Raw genomic sequence first — 13,411 nt, forward strand, 5'->3', positions numbered from 1 at the left:
CCGCGAGGTGGTCGAGGTGGTGCCGGGCCCGGTTCGGCGCTCCTCGCCCCGGCCCCGGCCCCGGCCCCGGCCCCGGAGCGTCGAGCCTGCCGGAGGGGCGCCCGGGTCCAGGCCGTGGTGGACGCGCCCGGACAGCCTGGACGAATCGTCCAGCCTGGACGTAGAGTCCAGATATGACCGCAGAGACACCCGACCCGCGCGTCCGCACCTGGGCGCCCGTCTGCCAGGCGGTGGCGCTGCTGCTCGGGCCGTACGCCGAGGTGGTGCTGCACGACGCCGTCCGCGACGAAGTGCTCGCCATCTGGAACCCGATGAGCGGCCGCGCCCCCGGTGACCCCTCCCTGCTGGGCGAGTTGGACGAACTGACCCCCGCCCTGCCCGACGCCTACGGGGCCGATGTCTTCGGGCCCTACGCGAAGCTGCTGCCCGACGGCCGCCGACTCTCCTCGGTCAGCGCCGTCCTGCGCGACGACGCCGGCCGGCCGGCGGCGGTGCTCTGCGTCAACCTCGACCGCGGACCGCTGGAGCACGCCGCCGCCCTGCTGGCCGGCTTCGCCGCGCCCACCGCGCCGCGCCCCGGACCGCTCTTCGAACGCGACTGGACGGAGCGGATGAACGACGTCATCGGCGGCTACGTCCGCGCCCACGGCCGGCCGCCGGAGCGGCTCGGCCGCGAGGACCGGCTCGCTGTCCTGCGCGAACTCGACCGGGCCGGGGTGTTCGCGGTGCGCCGGGCCGTGCCGGCCGTCGCGACGGCGCTCAAGGTGTCGCGGTCCACCGTCTACACGCTGCTCGCCGAAGCCAGGGCGGAGGCGGAGGCGGAGGTCGAGGTGGAGGTCGAACCCGGGTCCGAGCCCGACGCGCCGGCCCCTGCCGGTCCGGCCCACGAGCCGCCGGCCCACGGCGCACCCGTCGGCGAAGCACCGCGCCCCACCGCACCGCAGAGGAACCAGCGATGACCACACTCCCCGACTTCCGACTGGAAACCTACTTCTCCCGCTGGGAGTTCACCGCGCGTCACCACCTCACCGCCTCCGACGCGCAGACCATGACGATGACCGAACTCCTCGCCCTGGCAGGCCCGGAGGAGCGACAGGCCTGGGACACCCTGACCCTCGGCTACACCGAGACCTTCGGCGACCCGGCCCTGCGCCGGGCCGTCGCCGGCCTGTACGAGCGCGTCGACGCCGACGACGTGATCTGCTTCGGCGGGGCCCAGGAGGCGCTCAACCTCGCCATGCAGGTGCTGCTCGGGCCCGACGACCACGCCGTCGTGCTGACCCCCAACTACCAGTCCGCCGAGACCATTCCACTCTCGCTGTGCGAGGTCACCGGCGTCGCTCTGGACGCCGGGCGCGACTGGGCGCTCGACCTCGACGAACTGACCGCCGCGCTGCGCCCCAACACCCGGGTGGTCTCGGTCAACTTCCCCAACAACCCGACCGGCAAGGTCATCCCGGCCGAGGACTTCGCCCGCCTGGCCGAGCTCTGCGACGAGCGCGGCATCCGGCTGTTCAGCGACGAGGTCTACCGCGGCCTGGAGCGTGACCCGGCCCGGACCCTGCCGCAGGCCGCCGACCTGTCCGAGCGGGCCCTGTCGCTCAACGTCACCTCCAAGTCGCTCGGCCTTCCCGGGCTGCGGATCGGCTGGATCGCCTGCCGTGACCGGGAGTTGCGCTCCAGACTGGAGCGCGCCAAGCACTACACCACCATCTGCAACTCGGCCCCCAGTGAGGTCCTGGCCCGGATCGCCCTGACGAACCGCGAGCGGATCCTGACCCGCAACCGCGCGATCATCGACGCCAACCGGCCGCTGTTCGACGCCTTCTTCGCCGAGCACGCCGACCTGTTCGACTGGCAGGCCCCGGACGGCGGCTGCGTGGCCTACCCGCGTTACCTCGGCGCGGACGGCGTCGAGGCGTTCTGCACCGGGCTGGTCGAGGAGGCGGGTGTCCTGCTCCTGCCGGCGAGCATCTACCGGTCCGAGCTCACCCCCACCCCGGCCGACCGCTTCCGGATCGGCATCGGCCGCCGCGACCCGGCCCCGGCCCTGGACGCCCTCGCGGGGTGGCTGAAGGGGCGCGGGTAAGCGGCGTCGGGGCGCGGTGCGGGGCGGGCCGCCGTCGGCGACGCGGTGATCAGCCCTGCCGGGCCTCCTTGGCCCGGTACTTGAGGCCGAGGAGCGCGCCGGAGAGTCCGTGCGGCACTAGCCAGGAGACGTCCTCCCGGTCCACCGCGTCGAAGCGGTACTTGTAGGGCTCGGTGCCGCGCAGGAAGTCGAAGGTGGTGAGGCCCTGTCCGGCGGCGGCCCGGACGGCCTCGGCGATCACCGCCGTGCCGAGCCGCAGCGGCGCCCAGGCCTGGTCCCAACCGATCTGGTAGTAGGCGAAGGTGTCCCGCCAGCGGAATCCGTAGAGGGCGCCGACCACCTCCCCGGCCCGCTCGGCGACCAGGAAGGCCGGGCCCTCGCCGCGCCCGGTCGCGGCCGAGCGTTCGATCAGCCGCACGTGCAGCGGCGCGCGGGCCGCGTCGAAGGTGGTCGGCCGGCCGAGGGCGGCCCGGCGCAGCCGGTGCAGTCGGAGCACGGTGTCCAACAGGGCGAACCGCTCGGCCAGTTCACCGTCACCGACGGCCGGCGCCACCCAGCGGAAGGTGATCCCCTCGGCGGCGAGCTTGCGGCCGTAGCGGCGCAGATCGGCGCGGAACTGGCGGGAGCCCAGCGCGTTCGGGCCCGCCGTGAGGTCGACGCGCGGGCACGGGGTGCGGCCGATCTCCACCGCGCCGGGCGGCAGCAGCGGGGTCTGACCCGGGTCGAGGTCGGTGAGCAGCAGTGTCGTCCGCCTGGCGCGGCGCGCCAGCCAGTCGGCGACCTCGGCGCGTCGCCCGGGCGCGGCGCTGACCCCGCAGTGGTCGGCCGCCCCGGGCCCGGAGCCCAGCACCGTCAGGCAGGGGACGGTCAGCGGTGCGCGGGGGTGCAGCCGCCGCCGGGTGCGCAGCAGCGGGGCGACGGCGCCCACCCGGCCGTCCGGCTCGCGCCAGACGGCGATCTCGCCGCGGCCCTGTCGCGCGCCCAGCGTCTCCCACCAGGAGAGCGTCCACTCGGGGGTGGTGAACCACGAGCCGCCCGGATCGGCGGCCGCCAGCTCCCGCCAGCCGTCCAGTACGTCGGCCGGCATCGCGGCGGTCCGGTACCGGACGGGCCCGGCCGTCGGGGTGCCGGCCCCGACGGCCGCCCTGTCCCGGCCCGTCCTGTCCCGGCCCGTCCTGTCCTGGCCCGCCGTTCGCGTCACCGTGGTTCGGGCCCTCGCCGCCCGGTTCTCCGCCGCCCGGTTCTCCGTCGTCCCCAAAGTCCCGTCCCCCAGGTGTCGTTCAGGCGCCGCCGCGCAGCCGGTGCACGGCCGGATGCAGCCCGGAGAGAATTGTGTCGAACCGGTCGCGGCTGGTGGTGGAGTTCACCCGAAGACGGCTGATCCGCAACGGGCGTCTGGGCAGCAGCCGGTCGTGCCGGTGGTCGAACAGGAAACCGAGCCGGTAGCCGAGCCGGCGCAGCACCGGGTCGGCGCGCTGGTCGGCATTGCCGTTGGGGTAGGCGAAGGCGGTGGGTTCCTCGCCGTCGAGCCAGCCGGTCAACGCGTGGTGGGCGCTGGTGATCTCGTCCCGGAGGACGTCGTCCTCGCAGCGGTCGAGGCAGGGATGGCCGGCGGTGTGGTTGCCGATCGCGACGCCGGAGCGGTGGAGCGTCAGCAGGTCGTGCCGGGTGAGCTGCTCCTGCCGGGGCGCGCGGGTGCGGGCGCTCTCGCGCAGCTCGGCGAGGGCGGCGCGGCGGTCGTGGTCGGGCAGGGTCTTCAGCCGGCGCACCACGGTGTCGGGGGCGCGGCCGGCCAGGCTGCGGGCGGTGCCGCCGCGCGAGGCCAGGAAGGCGGCCTCGGACCACCAGAACGGCCGGTCGCTGTCGATGAGTTCGGTGACCACGAAGGCGGCCGCCGGGATCCGCAGCCGAGTGAGCACGGGCAGGCCCTCGGTGAGCACGGTGCGGTCGCCGTCGTCGAAGGTGACCAGCACGCTGCGGGTCGGCAGCGGACGACCGGAGTGGACGGCCTGCTCGACCTGGGCGAGGGAGACCGGGCGGGCGATCCGGACCAGGCGGGCCATCTGGAGCGCGAAGGTCCGCGGGTCGTCCACGCCGTGGTAGGCGAGGACGGCGAGCCGACGGGTGGCTGTGAGCCGGAACAGTGGCTGGAGCGGGGAGTTGCGCAGCACGGCGTCGACACCGCCGCGGTGTCCGGCGAGGCCACCGCGCGCCGGGGGAGCGGCCTGGGCAGGGGCGTCGTCGGGCGGGCCGGCCACCCGCACCGTCGGGCCCGCGGTCTCGGTGGTGGGCGCCGCCACCCTGGTGGTCGGGCCGTCATCGGCCCCGGTCGAACGCCTGGTTCCCTCGGGCATCGACGCGCTCCCCCTTCGTCCCCGTGTGCACTGCCGTGAGCACCGGGGCGGCGGGAGTCGGGCACGGCACGCGGGCAGGGAACGCCGCTCGGCGCACGCCTGCCGGGTGGGCGGCCCGCCCCGCTCCCCGAATTGCCAAGATAGTGCAAAAACCCATGCTCCGAGGAGGGTTGCGCACGGACGTCGGCTTTCGGGGAGAGGTTGGCGCATTGTTGGCGCGCGCTTGGCCCGAGTGCGGGCCGGGAGCTTCCTGAGTGACCGCCGGTGGTGCCGGGGCAGGGCTCGGCGGGCCGGACGGGTGCGTGCGGTGCGGTGGTCCGGCGGTGCGGATGTGCCGTGCCGGAACAGGTCACGGGGGCGCGTCGGACCGGGGGCGCGCCGCCTCGGTGGTGCGTCCGGCCGGGGCGGCGCGGTGTCTGGGCGGCGCGGTGCTCGGGCCACATCGCGCCGGGGTCGTGCGGTGCCGGGGTGGGCCGGCCGCCGGTCGCGGACCCGACGGCCGACCCCGGAGAGGGGCCCGACGGCCCCGGCTCGTGGGATCTCCCGGCCTTCCCCGGTGCTGCCGGTGTGGTTGGTCCTACCGGTACTGCCGGTGCTCCCGGGGTTCTTCGGTGGATCGGACGGTGGATCAGAAGGGGCTGGTGCAGCTGGTCACCCGCTGCGAGGCGTCCAGCAGGGGGCCGCCGACCGCGCAGATCATCCGAAGGTGCTCGGTGACCACGCGCGGCGTGACGGCCTTGGCGAAGCCGTTGGTGACGGTGGTCGCGGAGGCGACGGTGACCCACGGGCTGCCCCAGGCCCGCTGCGTCCTGACCTCCACCTGTACGACCGTCGGCTGGGTCGGGGAGGCCGGCGAGACCTGCGCCACCCCGACCACTCCTCCGCCGTCCTTCTCCAGCCAGACGCAGGGGTGGTTGACCACGGTGATACAGGCCGCCTCACCGGCCCCACTCGTGGTCGTCGACGCCGAGGCCGGTACGGCCATCGACGCCGTGATCCCTGCCACCGCGACCATCAGGGCTGCGATCCGAGCGCGCATGATATGAACCTCCTTGGAAATCAAGGGAATCTCACTCCGTGGGATGAGTCTTGCACATTTCATGGGCATGACATATGTGCGCTGCGTCACACTCAAGGTGACGGTTCAACTACGTACCGCAACCGGCGGCCCCGGCTCCGGTCGTGCGGAACCGGGGCCCGGCGTACGCGGCGGCGCCACCGGCCGCGCCTGCCGCCCGGCTCGCCCGATCCGGCCCCGGGTGGCGCGGCCCCGTCCGGGGCCCGGCCCGCCGACTCGCCAAGTCCGCGCCGGGGCAGCGGGGTTGGCGGATCGCCGGGCGGCCCCGCCCGGTCGGCACCGCGTTCACTCGTACGAGTGGCGGACCGGCGCGAGGCCGTTCGGACGGCTACGATCGACGCGACCTACGGAGGTGGCCCGGATGGACACGGTCATCGTGCAACTCCCCGAACCCCGCCCGCGAGCCCGGCCCGGTGCGCGGCCCGCGCCGATCGGGGCCCGGCCCGGCCTGCCCGGCGGCCGCGCCGCGCCGCCCGGCAGGCCCTCGCTGCTGCGGCTGGGCCCGGGCGAGGTCGCGGAGTTCGGGCGCGGCGAGCCCGGCCGGCCGCTCGCCATCCCCCTCGCCGACCAGGGCGTCTCACGCCGCGCCGGCGAGATCACCGCCGCCGAGGACTACTGGCGGCTGTCCAACTTCAGCACCTCCACGACGTACGTGGTGGAGAACCTCGAAGGAGCCGGCGAGCACGTCAAGGTGGCCCCCGGGCGGCTCGGCGCGCCGGTGCCGTTCGAGTTCTCCCGCGTCCTCCTGCCGGCCCTCGGCGAACCGGTCGTGTTCAAGGTCTTCGCCCCCCAACACGCCTATCTGGAGGGCGAGCCGACGGCCGACGCGGGCGAGCCGACGGTCAGTCCGTTCGCCCTCGACCCGACCTCCAAGTACTTCCTCGTGCTGCTCGCCCTCTGCGAGCCGCGGCTGCGCTCACCCTCCGCCGCCGTCGTCCCCGGTGTCACCGACGTGCTGGCCCGGCTGCGCGCCCTGCCCTCCTGCTGGGGGCTCACCCGATCCGCCGTCAACTACCACATCGACTACCTGGTGGCCACCAAACTGCGGCTGCGCGCGACACCGGACGAGGCCGTGGACGCGGCCGCCCGGGGCGGGGGCAAGCGGGAGGACCTGGTCGCGCTGGCGCTGCGGTTCGACCTCGTCCGGGAGGAGCACCTCGCCCTGCTACCGCCCCGGCGGAGCGGCTGAGCCCGTCGTGGTCCCACCCGCCCGATCCGGGGACCGGCCGCCGGACCGGCCCGGGGAGCCGCCCGGCGACGTGCCGGCCCGCGACGTGCCGCCCGGTTACGCGCTGGCCGGGTACCGCATCGGCGAGCCGATCGGCGCCGGTGCCTGGGGCAGCGTCTACGCCGCCCACCGGCCGGGCGGACCGGCGGACCTCGCGGTCAAGTTCCTCTGCCCGGCGCGGCTCAGCCCGGGCCAGCGCCGCACCATGGCGCAGCTCGCCTGCAGCGAGCTGCGGTTCGGCCGCCGCGCCAACCATCCGAACCTGATCCGCACCCTCGCCGTGATCACCGTCGACGACCCCGCGCACCCCCGGCTCGACGGCGCCCTGACCCTGGTGATGGAACGCGCCGCCGGCAGCCTCCAGGACGTCCTGGCCACCGCCCGGCCGCACGCGCCCGTTCCCGGGGCCGAACGGATCCTCGCCGGCGTCTGCGCCGGCCTCGCCCACATGCACGCCGCCGGCTGGGTGCACGGGGACCTCAAACCCGGCAACATCCTGCTGATGCCGGACGGCACCGCCAGGCTCGCCGACTACGGCCTCACCGCCGAACTGGAGGGCACCCACGCCTACGCCCCGCCCCTGGGCTCCCCCGACCACGTGCCGCCCGAGTGGTGGTCCCAGCGCACCGGCGCGCGCGGCGTCGCCGTCCGGCCGAGCGCCGACATCTGGGCCTTCGGCGTGCTCGCCCACCAGCTGCTCACCGGCGGACTGCACCCCTTCCTCGGCGCCACCGCCCGCGCCCGCTCCCTCGCCGCGCAGGCCTACGCGCGCGGCGCGGCCCCACTGCGGCTGGACGACGCGCTGCCCGCGCGCTGGCGGCCGGCCGTCGCGTCCTGCCTGGCGGCCGACCGCGCGGAGCGGGCGCTGGTGGACCTCGCCGCCCTGCGGGCCGCGCTGCTGACGGCGGCGGCCGGGGTCGGGGTCCGGCCCGGGGCCGTCGGCGCGCGTTCGCTGCCCGCCCCGGCGAGGACGCGCCGTCCGGTGCGCCGCCCCGCGCTGCTCGCGGGGGCCGGCCTGGCGTCGGTGGTCACCGCCCTGCTGCTCCTCTCCGGCGGACCGGAACCGGCCGGGGCGGTGTCGACCGTGGCGCCGGCCGGAGCGGCGCCGGGCGGACCGGAACCGGCCGGAGCGGCGCCGACCGCCGCCCCGCCCGCCCCGCCCGCGCGGGCGGTGCCGGCCGGGGCGATCCCGGCGGGCTCGGACGTCCCCGACGCGTTGCGCGGCCCGATCGACGACGCCGCCCGCCGCTGTCCCGAGCCCGAGATCACCCCGGCCCTGCTGGCGGCGATGCTCAAGGCCGAGAGCGGCTTCGACCCCGGGGCCGCCAGCCCGGCGACCGGTGAGTACGGGGTCGCGATGTGGACGCCCGCCGTCTTCACCGCCTGGGCGCAGGACGGCGACCACGACGGCGTCAAGGACTACCTGGACCCGGCCGACGCGATCGCCTCGATGGGCGGCTACGTCTGCTGGCTCGACCAGCAGCTCAAGCGCCGCGGGTACACCACCGACCTGCCGGCCCTGGTCACCGCCGGCTACCGGACCAGTGACAAGACGGTCGCCGACGCGGGCGGCGTCCCCGACCGGGTGCGGCCGCACGTCGCGAAGGTGCTCGGCTACCTCGCGGAGTACGGGGGCTGAACGCGCGACGCAGCCCGACGCGGCCCTGGCCACAGCCCTGCCGGTGCGCCGCCAGGCCCGGTCGCGGCATGACATCGGCCACATCCGGAGCGCCCCACCGGCGGCGTCGACCGGCCGGCGGCCCCCCGGAGTGCGATGCTCGGCCGCATGATCACGAAGCTCCGCGCGGCCACCACGCAGTGGACCGTCGTCGTCCCGGTGGTGTCGTTCGTCGTCCTTGTCCTCACCTGGCACCGCGACCTGCCCGGCTGGGTGGTGGGCCTGATGGCCTGCTTCCTGGCCGGCGCGGTGCTCGCCGCGGTGCACCACGCCGAGGTGGTGGCGCACCGGGTGGGGGAGCCGTACGGCTCGCTGGTGCTGGCGGTCGCGGTCACCGTCATCGAGGTGGCGCTGATCGTGACCCTGATGGCGGACGGCGGCGAGAAGGCCGCCACGCTGGCCCGGGACACCGTCTTCGCCGCCGTGATGATCACCTGCAACGGCATCCTCGGCCTCTCCATCCTGGTGGCCGCGATCAAGTACCGGGTGGCGGTGTTCAACGCCGAGGGCACGGGCGCGGCGCTGGCCACCATCGGCACCCTCGCCACCCTCAGCCTGGTGCTGCCGACCTTCACCACCAGCTCGCCCGGCCCCCAGTTCGCGCCCGCCCAGCTGGCCTTCGCGGCCGCCGCCTCGCTGTTGCTGTACGGGCTGTTCGTGGCCACCCTGACCTTCCGCCACCGTGACTACTTCCTGCCCGTCACCCCCGAGGGCCGGGTGCTCGACGAGGAGGACCACGCCGACCCGCCGAGCCTGCGGACGACCCGGGTCAGCCTCGGGCTGCTCGCCGTGGCGCTGATCGCGGTGGTGGGCCTGGCCAAGGGCGTCTCGCCCACCATCGAGTCCGCCGTCTACTCGGCCGGGCTGCCGTCCTCGGTGGTGGGCGTGGTGATCGCGCTGCTGGTCCTGGCGCCGGAGACGATCGCGGCGCTGCGCTCCGCCCTGCGCAACCGGGTGCAGACCAGTCTCAACCTGGCGCTCGGCTCGGCGCTGGCCAGTATCGGCCTGACCATCCCGGCCGTCGCGGTGGCCTCGGCCTGGCTCCCGGGGCCACTGGAACTGGGCCTCGGACCGACCCACCTGGTGCTGCTCGTGCTCACCGTCGCGGTCGGCACGCTGACCGTCATCCCGCGCCGCGCGACCCCGCTGCAGGGCGCCGTCCACCTCTCGGTGCTGGCGGCGTACGTGGTGCTCGCGATCAATCCCTGAGCGAACCGGTACGGAGGATCCCGGCGGGGCCGCGCCCCCGGGGGGGCCCGCCGCCCCCCCCGCGGGGGGCCCAGCGGGCGCCCCGCCGAACCGCCCCCCCCGCCGAACCCCCCGGTGGCCGCCCCCGGGGGGGCGGGCCACCGGCCGGGCGCGGCCCCGCCGTCCGTCGTGGGCCGTCGCGGCGCCGCCGGAGACCGGCCGCCCGGCCGTACTCGCCGGTTCGCGACCCGCCGCCCCGGCCCGGCGGCCGGGGTGCGAGGATGGCCCCCGACCGCCCCCGACGGCGGACCTCCGCCGACCGGCCACCCCCTCACCCCAGGGTGGCCCGACTGGGCACACGGCGACGAGGTCCGCGCTCCGTACCCCGGCAGCCATTTCCGGCGCGGCGTCTCCCTGCCCGCTTACCCTCACCTGCGAAGAAGACGCATCGCGATGCACCGCACCCGTACGCCCGTACCCGCCTCCCCGGCCACCACGTCCCCCACCCCCACCCTCCCCGCCGGCCCCCGGACCCGCTCCCGGGCGCCGCTGCGCGCCGCCGCGCTCGGCGCGGGCGGGCTGCTGCTCACCGGCTGCGGCAGCGCCCCCGCCCCGGAGCCGGGCAGCCAGCAGGACCTCCGCGCCCGCCTCCCCAAGGCGGTCAGGGACGCCGGGGTGCTCCGGATCGGCTCCTACCTCAACTACCCGCCGGTCGACTTCAAGGACCCGGCCGGGCAGCCCGCCGGGCTCGACCCGGAGATCGCCAAGGCGATCGGCGGCTATCTCGGCCTCCGGGTCGAGTTCACCGACATGCCGTTCGACAAGTTGATCCCGGCCGTCCAGGCCAAGCAGCTCGACCTGGCGATGTCGGCCGTCATCGACACCAAGCAGCGTCAGCTCGGCGCCGCCGACGACGGGCACCAGGCCGACGCGGGCGTGGACTTCATCGACTACTTCGCGACCGGCACCTCGATGGTGGTCAAGGCCGGGAACCAGTTGAACCTCACGACCCTGGACAGCCTCTGCGGCCGCACCGTCGCCGTCCAGCGCGGCACCATCCAGGACGAACTGGCCGGCCGGCAGACCGCGGCCTGCCTGCGGATCGGCAAGCAGCTGCAGATCCACCGCTTCGACACCGACGAACAGGCGCTCGCCGAGGTGGCCGCCGGTACCGCGGTCGCCGACCTCAACGACTACCCGGTGGCCCAGTACAACACCACCCAGCCGGGGCGGACCGGGGTGTTCCAGCTGGCCAACACGCACTTCCTGCAGTCCGGCCCCTACGGCATCACCGTCGCCAAGGACAACACCGCCCTGCGGGACGCCGTCGCCAAGGCGCTGGACCAGGTGATCCGCGGCGGCGAGTACGACAAGATCCTCGACAAGTGGAACGTCCGCTACGGCGCGGTCTCCAGCGCGGTGGTCAACGGCGGCCTCTGACGGGGTGACGCCGACCCCGCCCCGATGGCCGGTAACGACCGGTGATCGGGGCGGGGCCCGCGTGTCGGGGCGCGGTACGGCGGCCGCTGTCCCTATCGTCTGAGACCGCTGAGTCCGCAGCCGGTCAGACCCGTGGGAGTGCGAGATGCCAGGCCCAGAGCAGCAGTTGTCCCCCGACGGCGCCCGCGGTCGTCCGGCGGAGGGGGCCGACGTGATCGTGGTGGGCGCGGGCCCGGCGGGCTCCACCGCCGCCTACCACCTCGCGCGGACCGGGCTCGACGTGCTGCTGCTGGAGAAGTCGGCCTTCCCCCGGGAGAAGGTCTGCGGCGACGGTCTGACGCCGCGCGCCACCAAGCAGTTGGTCGACCTCGGCATCGACGTCTCGGAGGAGGCCGGCTGGCTGCACAACCGGGGGCTGCGCCTGGTCACCGGGCGGCGCCGGCTGGAGCTGGACTGGCCGCACCTGTCGGCGTTCCCCTCGTTCGGCCTGGTCCGGCGGCGGGCCGACTTCGACGAACTGCTGGCCCGCCGGGCCGCCTCGGCGGGCACCCGGTTGATCGAACGGGCCAATGTGGCAGGCCCGTTGGTCGACGAGCGGTCCGGCCGGATCATCGGTGTGACGGCCCGGCTGGGCGAGGACCGGCGGCCCGTCGACTACCGCGCGCCGCTGGTGGTCGCCGCCGACGGGAACTCCACCCGGCTGTCGCTCGCGATGAAGCGCTACCGCCGCACCGACCGGGCGATGGGCGTCGCCTACCGGACGTACTTCACCACCCCGCGCCACCAGGACCGCTACCTGGAGGCCTGGCTCGACCTGCGGGACCCGACCGACCCGGCCAGGCGCCTGCTGCCCGGCTACGCCTGGGTGTTCGGGATGGGCGACGGCACCGCGAACGTCGGCCTCGGGGTGCTGGACACCGCCGCGGTGGCCGGCGAGTGCGACTGGCGCGACCTCCTGCGGCGCTGGTGCGCCGCCCTGCCGCCCGAGTACGGGTTCACCCCGGAGGGCATCACCGAACCCGTCCGCGGCTCCGCCCTCCCGATGGGCCTCAACCGCCAACCCCACTACGCCGACGGCCTGTTGCTGGTCGGCGACGCGGGCGGGACGGTCAGCCCGGCGACCGGGGAGGGCATCGCGTACGCGATGGAGTCCGGCCGGTACGCCGCGGAGACGGTCGTCCAGGCGCTGGCCCGGCGCACCGACCGCGGCCGCGAACTCGCCCTGCGCGGCTACCCGCAGGCGCTGCGCTCCGCCTACGACGGCTACTTCGCGCTCGGCCGGCTGGTCGCCGACGTGCTGGGCCGCCCCAAGCTGCTCGGCACCGCCGGTGCGCTCGGCCTCGGTCATCCGGCGCTGCTGAAGGTGGCCTTCCGGCTGATGGTCAACCTCACCGAGCCGAACTCCCGGGACGCCCTCGACCGGCTGCTGTACGCGCTGGGGAAGTTGGCGCCCAGCCACCGGTGACCTCGGTCGGGTCGGCGCGGGCCCGGAGGGGGCGTGACCTTCCATCGTGCACGCCCCCAGCGCGTTTCGGGCGCCGGTTGGCCGAATCCGGGGAAACGGCCGGTGTTCCGGGCGGTCCGTGTTGACGGGGAGTCAGGTGATCCGCTTGCCTGGGTCATGACCTGGACACGGAGGGTGACGGATCACCCTCCGGTCCGCTCTGATGCCGATACGACGGAGACATCGTGCGCCTTCGCCTTCGCCTGCTCCTCGCGCCGCTCGCCGCGGTCGTGGCCCTGCTCGCCCCGGCCGTCCCGGCGGCCGCCGTCGACGCGGCCGCCGCCACCCCCTCCGACGAGTGCTCGGCGGCCGACTTCCACGGCGACCCCCGCCTCGGCCCCGAGGACCTGCCGCGCACCGGCCCGGTCGGCCGGGAGCTGATCGGCTACCGGCGCACCGGCGGCCTCCCCGAGGACAAGTTCCTCGCCACCTACTACAGCCCCACCGCGAACAACGGAAGCCCGGGCTGGATCTACCCGCCGGCCAACGGCTACGTCACCCTGCCGGACGGCACCCCGGTCGAGTTCGAGATCACCCTGTACCCGAACCAGAACATCGACCGCTACGGCAGTGAGTACGGGTCCTTCCTCGCCCCCGAGGGCCTGCCCTACGCCAGCCGCTCGATCCCGCCGCAGAGCCTCGACAGCACCCCGGCGCCGAGCTGCAACTACCACGACTACAAGGTGCTGAAGCCCTTCAAGGTGCACGCCGGCCCGATCGCCCCGTGGTTCGGCCAGCCCGGTTACGGCCTGCAGTACCAGCTCGACGCCGCGCTCGTCCCGAACGGGCCGGCCCGGCTGAACGTGCTCTGGCTCGTGGACAACGGGTACCTCGCCCGGATCTGACGCGGCC

The 13,411-nt window shown here is 75.3% G+C and carries 11 protein-coding genes; 8 read left to right on the forward strand and 3 right to left on the reverse strand.

The window, feature by feature from the left end; genetic code table 11:
* Window positions 1-173 precede the first annotated feature (173 nt).
* Both ACFXHB_RS14745 and ACFXHB_RS14750 read left to right on the forward strand, forming a co-directional pair.
* Window positions 174-959, forward strand: coding sequence for a transcriptional regulator (locus ACFXHB_RS14745; protein ID WP_380574501.1), 786 nt, complete (start codon window positions 174-176; stop codon window positions 957-959).
* A complete protein-coding gene (locus ACFXHB_RS14750) occupies window positions 956-2,089 on the forward strand; it encodes an aminotransferase class I/II-fold pyridoxal phosphate-dependent enzyme (protein WP_380574502.1) in 1,134 nt (377 codons plus the stop codon). The genes ACFXHB_RS14745 and ACFXHB_RS14750 overlap by 4 nt, the downstream gene beginning before the upstream one ends.
* A 49-nt stretch (window positions 2,090-2,138) precedes the next feature.
* Here ACFXHB_RS14750 and ACFXHB_RS14755 read toward each other — a convergent pair whose 3' ends face one another.
* The 3 genes from ACFXHB_RS14755 to ACFXHB_RS14765 all read right to left on the reverse strand — a co-directional run bounded on the left by ACFXHB_RS14755 (window position 2,139) and on the right by ACFXHB_RS14765 (window position 5,482).
* Window positions 2,139-3,176 carry a GNAT family N-acetyltransferase gene (locus tag ACFXHB_RS14755; RefSeq protein ID WP_380574504.1) on the reverse strand — a complete coding sequence of 346 codons (1,038 nt, stop codon included), beginning with the start codon at window positions 3,174-3,176 and terminating at the stop codon, window positions 2,139-2,141.
* A 193-nt stretch (window positions 3,177-3,369) separates the two neighbouring features.
* Window positions 3,370-4,443, reverse strand: a complete 1,074-nt coding sequence (locus ACFXHB_RS14760) for a polysaccharide deacetylase family protein (RefSeq protein ID WP_380574505.1) — start codon at window positions 4,441-4,443, stop codon at window positions 3,370-3,372.
* 628 nt (window positions 4,444-5,071) lie between these two features.
* A complete protein-coding gene (locus ACFXHB_RS14765; RefSeq protein ID WP_380574507.1) occupies window positions 5,072-5,482 on the reverse strand; it encodes a hypothetical protein in 411 nt (136 codons plus the stop codon).
* A 400-nt stretch (window positions 5,483-5,882) separates the two neighbouring features.
* On the opposite strand from ACFXHB_RS14765, the gene ACFXHB_RS14770 reads away from it, so the two are divergent.
* The 6 genes from ACFXHB_RS14770 to ACFXHB_RS14795 all read left to right on the forward strand — a co-directional run bounded on the left by ACFXHB_RS14770 (window position 5,883) and on the right by ACFXHB_RS14795 (window position 13,404).
* The gene (locus ACFXHB_RS14770) at window positions 5,883-6,710 is read left to right on the forward strand and encodes a serine/threonine protein kinase (RefSeq protein WP_380574508.1); all 828 of its coding nucleotides are present in this window, start codon (window positions 5,883-5,885) and stop codon (window positions 6,708-6,710) included.
* A 70-nt stretch (window positions 6,711-6,780) separates the two neighbouring features.
* Window positions 6,781-8,388 carry a protein kinase gene (locus ACFXHB_RS14775; RefSeq protein WP_380574510.1) on the forward strand — a complete coding sequence of 536 codons (1,608 nt, stop codon included), beginning with the start codon at window positions 6,781-6,783 and terminating at the stop codon, window positions 8,386-8,388.
* A 147-nt stretch (window positions 8,389-8,535) separates the two neighbouring features.
* Window positions 8,536-9,636: a calcium:proton antiporter gene (locus tag ACFXHB_RS14780; RefSeq protein WP_380574511.1), complete on the forward strand. Its 1,101-nt coding sequence runs from the start codon at window positions 8,536-8,538 to the stop codon at window positions 9,634-9,636.
* A 432-nt stretch (window positions 9,637-10,068) separates the two neighbouring features.
* On the forward strand, window positions 10,069-11,055 hold the full coding sequence (locus ACFXHB_RS14785; RefSeq protein ID WP_380574512.1) for an ABC transporter substrate-binding protein: 987 nt from the start codon (window positions 10,069-10,071) through the stop codon (window positions 11,053-11,055).
* A 145-nt stretch (window positions 11,056-11,200) separates the two neighbouring features.
* Window positions 11,201-12,520, forward strand: coding sequence for a geranylgeranyl reductase family protein (locus tag ACFXHB_RS14790; protein ID WP_380574513.1), 1,320 nt, complete (start codon window positions 11,201-11,203; stop codon window positions 12,518-12,520).
* Window positions 12,521-12,744: 224 nt separating this feature from the next.
* A complete protein-coding gene (locus tag ACFXHB_RS14795; RefSeq protein ID WP_380574514.1) occupies window positions 12,745-13,404 on the forward strand; it encodes a TNT domain-containing protein in 660 nt (219 codons plus the stop codon).
* The last annotated feature ends 7 nt before the right edge of the window (window positions 13,405-13,411 follow it).

Source organism: Kitasatospora sp. NPDC059327 (assembly GCF_042752535.1).
Classification (GTDB): Bacteria; Actinomycetota; Actinomycetes; order Streptomycetales; family Streptomycetaceae; genus Kitasatospora.

Bases quoted from the DNA above. Each gene is read 5' to 3' on its own strand.
- ACFXHB_RS14745 (WP_380574501.1), top strand. From the start codon at position 174: ATGACCGCAGAGACACCCGACCCGCGCGTCCGCACCTGGGCGCCCGTC.
- ACFXHB_RS14750 (WP_380574502.1), top strand. From the start codon at position 956: ATGACCACACTCCCCGACTTCCGACTGGAAACCTACTTCTCCCGCTGG.
- ACFXHB_RS14755 (WP_380574504.1), bottom strand. From the start codon at position 3,176: ATGCCGGCCGACGTACTGGACGGCTGGCGGGAGCTGGCGGCCGCCGAT.
- ACFXHB_RS14760 (WP_380574505.1), bottom strand. From the start codon at position 4,443: ATGCCCGAGGGAACCAGGCGTTCGACCGGGGCCGATGACGGCCCGACC.
- ACFXHB_RS14765 (WP_380574507.1), bottom strand. From the start codon at position 5,482: ATGCGCGCTCGGATCGCAGCCCTGATGGTCGCGGTGGCAGGGATCACG.
- ACFXHB_RS14770 (WP_380574508.1), top strand. From the start codon at position 5,883: ATGGACACGGTCATCGTGCAACTCCCCGAACCCCGCCCGCGAGCCCGG.
- ACFXHB_RS14780 (WP_380574511.1), top strand. From the start codon at position 8,536: ATGATCACGAAGCTCCGCGCGGCCACCACGCAGTGGACCGTCGTCGTC.
- ACFXHB_RS14785 (WP_380574512.1), top strand. From the start codon at position 10,069: ATGCACCGCACCCGTACGCCCGTACCCGCCTCCCCGGCCACCACGTCC.
- ACFXHB_RS14790 (WP_380574513.1), top strand. From the start codon at position 11,201: ATGCCAGGCCCAGAGCAGCAGTTGTCCCCCGACGGCGCCCGCGGTCGT.